This is a genomic window from Corallococcus sp. AB049A (assembly GCF_003668885.1).
GTDB classification, from domain to species: domain Bacteria; phylum Myxococcota; class Myxococcia; order Myxococcales; family Myxococcaceae; genus Corallococcus; species Corallococcus interemptor.
The window spans coordinates 1-6,734 of the sequence record NZ_RAWL01000456.1 but is presented as its reverse complement, the minus strand read 5'-3'; the positions used below and the strand labels follow the sequence as shown (position 1 = coordinate 6,734).

Genomic DNA, 6,734 nt, shown 5'->3' with positions numbered 1-6,734 from the left:
GACGAGCAGCGCGCGGCCGTGGAAGCAGGGGAGGGGCCCGTGCTCGTCATCGCCGGGGCGGGCTCCGGCAAGACGCGCACGCTCACGTACCGCGTGGCGCGCATGCTGGAGCGGGGCGTGCCGCCGTCCTCGCTGCTGCTGCTCACCTTCACCAACAAGGCCGCGCGCGAGATGATCCGCCGCGTGGAGGATCTGGCCGGCGGCTTCGCGGACGTGGGCAGCCTGCTGGGCGGCACCTTCCACCACGCGGCGCACGTGCTGCTGCGCCAGCACGCGGGCGCGCTGGGCTTCTCCACCGGCTTCACGGTGCTGGACCGCGAGGACGCGCGCGACCTGATGGCCACGTGCCTGGCGGAGCGGAAGCTGCGCAGCGACAAGCGCTTCCCGCGCCCGGACGCGCTGCTGGACCTGGTGTCGCTGGCCACGAACCTCCAGCAGCCCGTGTCCCAGGTGCTGGTGGACCGGCGCCGGGAGATGCTGCCCGTGGCCCCGGAGGTGTTCGCCACCGCGCGCCGCTTCCAGCAGCGCAAGGCCCAGCTGCACCTGATGGACTACGACGACCTGCTCGCGCACCTGAAGCGGCTGCTGGAGGACCACCCGTCCGTCCGCGCGGAGCTCACCGGGCGCTTCCAGGGCGTGCTCGTGGACGAGTTCCAGGACACGAACCGCCTCCAGGGCGATCTCGTGGACCTGCTCGTGGGCGAGCGCAAGAACCTCACCGTCGTGGGCGACGACTGCCAGTCCATCTACAGCTTCCGGGGCGCGGCGTTCACCAACATCATCGACTTCCCCCAGCGCTATCCCGGCTGCGGCATCTACCCGCTCACGCGCAACTACCGCTCCACGCCCCAGGTGCTGCGGCTGGCCAACGCCGTCATCGCGCGCAACACGCGCCAGTTCCCCAAGGAACTCGTGTCCGACGCCGCGCCCGGCCCCGTGCCCCAGGTGGTGCCCACCCGCGACGTGAAGGCCCAGGCCGCCTTCATCGCCGAGCGCGTCCTGGAGCTGCGCGCCCGGGGGCACCGGCTGGAGTCCATGGCGGTGCTGTACCGCGCCCACCTGCACTCCCTGGAGCTCCAGCTGGAGCTGACGCGCCACGGGGTGCCGTTCCGAGTGCGCTCCGGGGTGCGCTTCTTCGAACAGGCCCACGTCAAGGACGCGCTCGCCCACCTGAGATGGGCGCACAACCGGAACGACGAGCTGGCCTTCAAGCGGCTCGCGCGGAAGCTCCCGGGCGTGGGCACCGCCAGCACGGAGCACCTGTGGACCGCCCTGGCCGCGCTGCCTCCGGAGCTGTCCCTCCCGGACGCGCTGGCCCACCCGGACGTCCAGGCCCACGTGCCGCGCAAGGCCCAGGCCGGCTTCCAGCGCTTCCAGGCCCTGATGACCACCCTGTCCGGCCAGGGCGTCCGGAGCCCCGGCGCGCTGCTCGCGGACGTGCTGGCGGCGCGCGAACCCTCGGGTCCGGAGGACTCCCACGCGGAGGACCTGCGCCAGCTCCAGGAGTTCGCCGGCCGCTTCGAGGACGTGCCCCGCTTCCTGTCCGCCATCGCCCTGGTGGCCGAGTTCTCCGCCCGGGCGGCCCTGGACGGTGAGGCCCCCGACGACGTGCTCACCCTCACCACCGTCCATCAGGCCAAGGGGCTGGAGTGGCGGACCGTCTTCGTGCTGGGCCTCACGGATGGGCGCTTCCCCCTGTCGCTCGCCACCCGCGACCCGGAAAACGAGGAAGAGGAGCGCCGGCTCTTCTATGTCGCGGTCACCCGGGCCCGGGAGGCGCTGTGGCTCGTGTACCCCCACACCTCGCTGCCCCGGGAGGACGGACGGCTCCTGCTTACCCCGTCGCGCTTCCTGTCCGAGCTGCCCGTGGGGCCTGACGCGGTGTGTGACGCCCTCCCGCCCCCGGAGCCCGACGGGCCCATCCGCCTGCGCGACCTGGGGCCGGATCCGGACCGGGACCTGTAGGCCCCTCCCGGCCATCAGCCCCCCTGGTGGGCGGGCTGGCCAGAACTACAGTCAGGGAGGAAGCATCCGCCTAGAAACGCGCACGCGCCGGCTCGACGTGCTAGAGAGTGAGGACGGGCGCGGCCTCCCCCTGAGCCGTGCACGTTGACCTTCATGGCGGACAGACCTCGCATCGTCGGGATTGACCTGGGCACCACCAACACCCTGGTGGCGTCCGTGCGCAACCGCATCCCGAAGATCGTCCCCACGGACCGCGGCAACCTCATCCTGCCCTCCGTGGTCGCGCTGTCCGCCAAGAACGACCTGCTGGTCGGCGGCGTCGCCAAGGACCAGATGGTGACCAACCCCAAGAACACCCTTTGGGGCACCAAGCGCCTGATCGGCCGCAAGTACCACTCGAAGGCCGTCGAGGACCTCAAGGGGTACTTCCCCTACGACATCGTCGAGGACGCCAACGGGGACACCGCCGTCACCCTGGGCGGCAAGCTCTACACGCTGCCGCAGGTCTCCAGCTTCGTGCTGTCGCAGCTGAAAACGATCGCGGAGCAGTTCCTGGGCGGCCCCATCGACGCGGCCGTCATCTCCGTCCCGGCCTACTACAACGACAACCAGCGCAACGCCGTGAAGGAAGCGGGGCGGCTGGCCGGCTTCGACGTCAAGCGCATCGTCAACGAGCCCACCGCCGCGGCGCTGGCCTATGGCTTCAACCGGGGCCTGGACCAGAAGGTCCTCGTCTATGACCTGGGCGGCGGCACCTTCGACGTCAGCGTGCTGCACCTGGCCGGCAACGTCTTCGAGGTGCTGGCCACGGGCGGCGACTCGTTCCTGGGCGGCGCGGACTTCGACAACCGCATCATGGAGTACGTGCTGGAGCGCTTCCGCGACGAGACCAAGGTCGACCTGACCGAGAGCCCCATCGCCCTCCAGCGCATCAAGAACGCCGCCGAGGCCGCGAAGATCGACCTGACGCTGATCCCCAACGTCGTCATCGACCTGCCCTACATCGAAGAGCGCAAGGGCAAGCCGCTGGATCTGCGCATCCCGCTGACCCGCGACTACCTCAACAACCTCACCGGCGACCTGGTGGACCGCACCTTCGACATCTGCGACCGCGTGCTCGCGGAGAAGGGCATCAGCCGCTCGGAGATCGACGAGATCATCCTGGTGGGCGGCCAGAGCCGCATGCCGCTGGTCCAGCAGAAGATCCAGGCCCACTTCGGCAAGGCCCCGCGCAAGGGCGTCCACCCGGACGAGTGCGTGGCCCTGGGCGCGGCGCTCCTGGGCGACTCGCTGGGCAGCATCGACGCGGTGACGCTGCTGGACGCGCTGTCCATGCCCATCGGCTACGCGATGCCCAACGGCCGCGTGAAGCGCATCATCGAGAAGAACTCGCTGATCCCGATGGTGAAGAGCTTCCGCCTGCCGCCGCCGCAGCAGCCGGGCTCGTCCTTCATCGAGCTGGACATCTACCAGGGCGACAGCGACCTGATGGTGGACAACGAATACCTGGGCACCGTCCGGGTGCCGGCCGCCGCCGCGGGCCGGAAGATCGACTTCCGCCTCACCGAGGAGTGTCTGCTCCAGGTGCAGGTGGAGGACGCGAGCGGGATGTCGCGCAAGGTGGATCTGGCCACCCGCGACACGCCCGAGCAGTTGAAGAAGGCCCTGCAGGAAGTCGCCTCGCGCAACGCGCAGGCCGCCCCGTCGAGCAGCAGCGGGGCGAGCAACGACGACCGGGGGCTCTTCTCCAGCATCAAGAGCATCTTCCGCAGGGGGTAGGGAGGCGCGATGCCGAAGTTTCCGTCGAAGGAGTGGCTGGACGAGGCCGTCCGGCTGACCAATGCAGATCCGGAGTGCGCCATCGCCGGCAAGGGCTGGAAGGGCGACTTCGGGGCCGTCATCGACGCGGAGAAGGGCAAGCTGGACAAGCCCTTCGTCATCCACGTGGAGCCCGGGGACTGCGACATCAAGCGGGCCCGCGTGCTGTCGGATCCGGACGACCTGGATGAGCTGGAGCCGGTGTACCTGGCCCGCGCGCCGTATTCCGTCTGGAAGCAGCTGCTGCTGGGCACGCTGGACCCCGTGGAGGCGGTGCTCAAGCGCCGCATCTCCATGCGGGGGGACCTGCAGCCGCTCATCGAACGCATGCGCTACAAGGGCATCGCGGACCGCGTCTTCGCCGCGCTGAAGACCGAGTTCCCTGACGGTCCCTGAAGGACACCGCCACCATGGGCATCCGGGACGACTTGAAGAAGCAGGCGCTGGGGCTCTCCAGCATGGCCATGGAGAAGCTCATGGCCGACGAGAAGCGCGCCCTGGCCCTGGCCCAGGCCATTGGCCGCGTCCAGCGCGGCAAGCAGGCCCTGGACCGCGGACAGGAAGAGGTCATGAAGGCCCTGCACTTCGCGCCGAAGGGGGACTTCAAGGCCGTGGGGAAGCAGCTCGCGGGCCTCAAGCGCCGGCTGCGTGAGCTGGACGCGAAGCTGGAGGAGCTCGCGGAAGAATCCTCCTAGAAAAGGCGTTGACACTCGCGCAGGCGAATGGCATTTACCGCCGCGTTCGTTGCGCACGGGTCGCGCGGCGGACGGCAGACAGCAGGGCGCGTAGCTCAGCGGTAGAGCACTGCCTTCACACGGCAGGGGTCGCAGGTTCGAAACCTGCCGCGCCCACTCAAGAAAGGCCGTGAGTCCCCAGGGGCTCACGGCCTTTCGCTTTTCCAGCGTCCGACACGGGCCTGCTCGCGAGGCGGAGACGCCCGTTGGCTGCCGCACGCGGCGGCGCCGCAGTGTCGGGTTCCGGCGCAATCGGCAGGGGCGGGTCGTGGCCTGCGATCCACCGTCTGTGCGACCTTCACGTCCGTGCCCAGGACATTGCGATTCACGTGGGATCAGCAGGGACGGGCGGTCGTGAGTGGCCTGCCGCCCGACGACGTGCTGGCGGACTACCTTGCCCAGGAGCTGCGGCCGGACGCGAACCGGGCGCAGGGGATGCTGAACGTGCTGGCGTCGCTGCGGCAGGGACGCAGGGAGCGCTGGGACGTCACCGGCGACACCTGGAGCCTGGAGCTCAACCGGGCGCGGGCCTCCATCCACAGCGAGGTGGCCATCCCCGGCCGCTCCCAGGACCTGCCCCTGGAGGAGTTCGAGGACGCCATCCGCTCCTGGCTGGAGTTCATGGAGCTGTCCCGGGCCCACTGAAAAAAAGAGGCCCGGACCCCCATGCACTTCGAGGGCCCGGGCCCGGAGCCCCACACCCCATGGGACCCACAGCCGTAAAGTCTGTTCCGCTGGAGCGTCAGCTCTTCGCGGGCGCCGGCGTGTCCGGCGCGTTCTCACCGTTGGGCGCGTGCGGCGGCGTGTTCTTGGCCTTCACCAGCGAGGCCACGATGCTGGCGCCCAGCACCAGCGCGATGACGCCCAGGGACACCGCCGGCGACAGGTGCACCACGTCCACCAGCGCCATCTTCGCGCCCACGAACACGAGGACTCCGGACAGGCCGACCTTCAGGTAGGTGAACTTCTCCATCGCGCCGGCCATCAGGAAGAAGAGCGAGCGCAGGCCCAGGATGGCGAAGATGTTCGACGTGAAGACGATGAACGGGTCGCGCGTCACCGCGAAGATGGCGGGGATGGAGTCCAGCGCGAAGAGCACGTCGGACGCCTCCACCAGCATCAGCGCCATGAGCAGCGGCGTCGCCAGCCTGCGGCCGTTCTCCACCGTGAAGAAGTGCTGCCCGTGGAAGTTCGGCGTGGAGGGAATCACGCGGCGGGCGGTGCGCATCAGCCAGCCGTCCTCCGGGTGCTCCTCGTGGTTGCGCTGGATGAAGAGCTTCACGCCCGTGAGGATGAGGAAGGCGCCGAAGACGTAGATGAGCCAGTGGAAGCGCTCCAGCATCGCCACGCCCGCGAAGATCATCGCCGCGCGCAGCACCAGCGCGCTCAGGATGCCCCAGAAGAGGACCCGGTGCTGGTACAGCGCCGGCACCTTCATCGTGGAGAAGATGACGACGAAGACGAAGATGTTGTCGACGGAGAGCGACTTCTCGATGAGGTAGCCGGTGAGGAACTCCATCCCCGGCCCGGAGCCATAGCGCCACCACAGGAAGCCGTTGAACGTCAGCGCCAGGCTCACCCACACCGCGCTCCAGGCGCCGGCCTCCTTGAAGCTCACGGTGTGGGCCTTGCGGTGGAACACACCGAGGTCCAGCGCGAGCATCGCGAAGACAAACGCGATGAAGCCGCCCCACAAGAGGGGGCTGCCGATGGTTTGGAAGGATTCCAAGACGTTCACCTGGGGAAGGCACGGGGAGCCAACCCCTCTCAAATAGGAGCGCGGGCACTCTTCGGCAAATAGAGAATCCGGACGCGATGCTTCGAGAAAACGGAAGCATGGGGGAGACGGCCGGCCGGGGGCTCTGGAGGCCCTTGTCGCCAGGGGAAGTGTTCACTTCCGCCGCGGTTTGCAAAGACCCCGGCTGAAGAACGCTTTCACCGGGCCATCGAGAACAGCCGAGCGCTCGAACCTCCCGTGGCCCGTGAGCCCGGAGGCTTGGAGCGTGGGTGACGAGGGCCGCCGGCGAAGGCGTCGCGGCCGCTGCCCGTCTTGAAGGCCCCCGAGCACGGAAACCCCCTGCCCGATGCGGAACCGATTTGTCTTCACGTCCAGCGCGCTGCTGCTGGCGCTCCATGCCTTTGGCTGCGGCGCGAGCCCCGAAGGCGACACGACGAACCCGAGCGGCGAGGTGAGCACCCCCGCGCCCAGCCCCGCTC

The 6,734-nt window shown here is 69.2% G+C and carries 6 protein-coding genes and 1 tRNA gene; 6 read left to right on the top strand and 1 reads right to left on the bottom strand.

Annotated elements, in window-relative coordinates; all coding sequences use genetic code 11:
• The 6 genes from D7X55_RS33340 to D7X55_RS33315 form a co-directional block, all read left to right on the top strand.
• The coding region (locus D7X55_RS33340) for an ATP-dependent helicase (protein WP_147470305.1) at window positions 1-1,965 on the top strand (1,965 nt) is incomplete at its 5' end.
• A 153-nt stretch (window positions 1,966-2,118) separates the two neighbouring features.
• Window positions 2,119-3,744, top strand: coding sequence for an Hsp70 family protein (locus tag D7X55_RS33335; RefSeq protein WP_120553114.1), 1,626 nt, complete (start codon window positions 2,119-2,121; stop codon window positions 3,742-3,744).
• Between the two features lie 9 nt (window positions 3,745-3,753).
• Window positions 3,754-4,179 (top strand): hypothetical protein, encoded by a 426-nt coding sequence (locus tag D7X55_RS33330; protein WP_121725167.1) that lies wholly within the window; start codon window positions 3,754-3,756, stop codon window positions 4,177-4,179.
• Window positions 4,180-4,193: 14 nt separating this feature from the next.
• On the top strand, window positions 4,194-4,478 hold the full coding sequence (locus D7X55_RS33325; protein ID WP_120553111.1) for a hypothetical protein: 285 nt from the start codon (window positions 4,194-4,196) through the stop codon (window positions 4,476-4,478).
• Window positions 4,479-4,562: 84 nt separating this feature from the next.
• A tRNA-Val gene (locus tag D7X55_RS33320) sits at window positions 4,563-4,634 on the top strand.
• A gap of 237 nt (window positions 4,635-4,871) precedes the next feature.
• The gene (locus tag D7X55_RS33315; RefSeq protein WP_199747270.1) at window positions 4,872-5,162 is read left to right on the top strand and encodes a hypothetical protein; all 291 of its coding nucleotides are present in this window, start codon (window positions 4,872-4,874) and stop codon (window positions 5,160-5,162) included.
• A gap of 97 nt (window positions 5,163-5,259) precedes the next feature.
• On the opposite strand, the gene D7X55_RS33310 is transcribed toward D7X55_RS33315, so the two are convergent.
• Complete coding sequence (locus tag D7X55_RS33310; RefSeq protein ID WP_121725168.1) at window positions 5,260-6,246, bottom strand: TerC family protein; 987 nt, start codon at window positions 6,244-6,246, stop codon at window positions 5,260-5,262.
• Window positions 6,247-6,734: the final 488 nt, after the last annotated feature.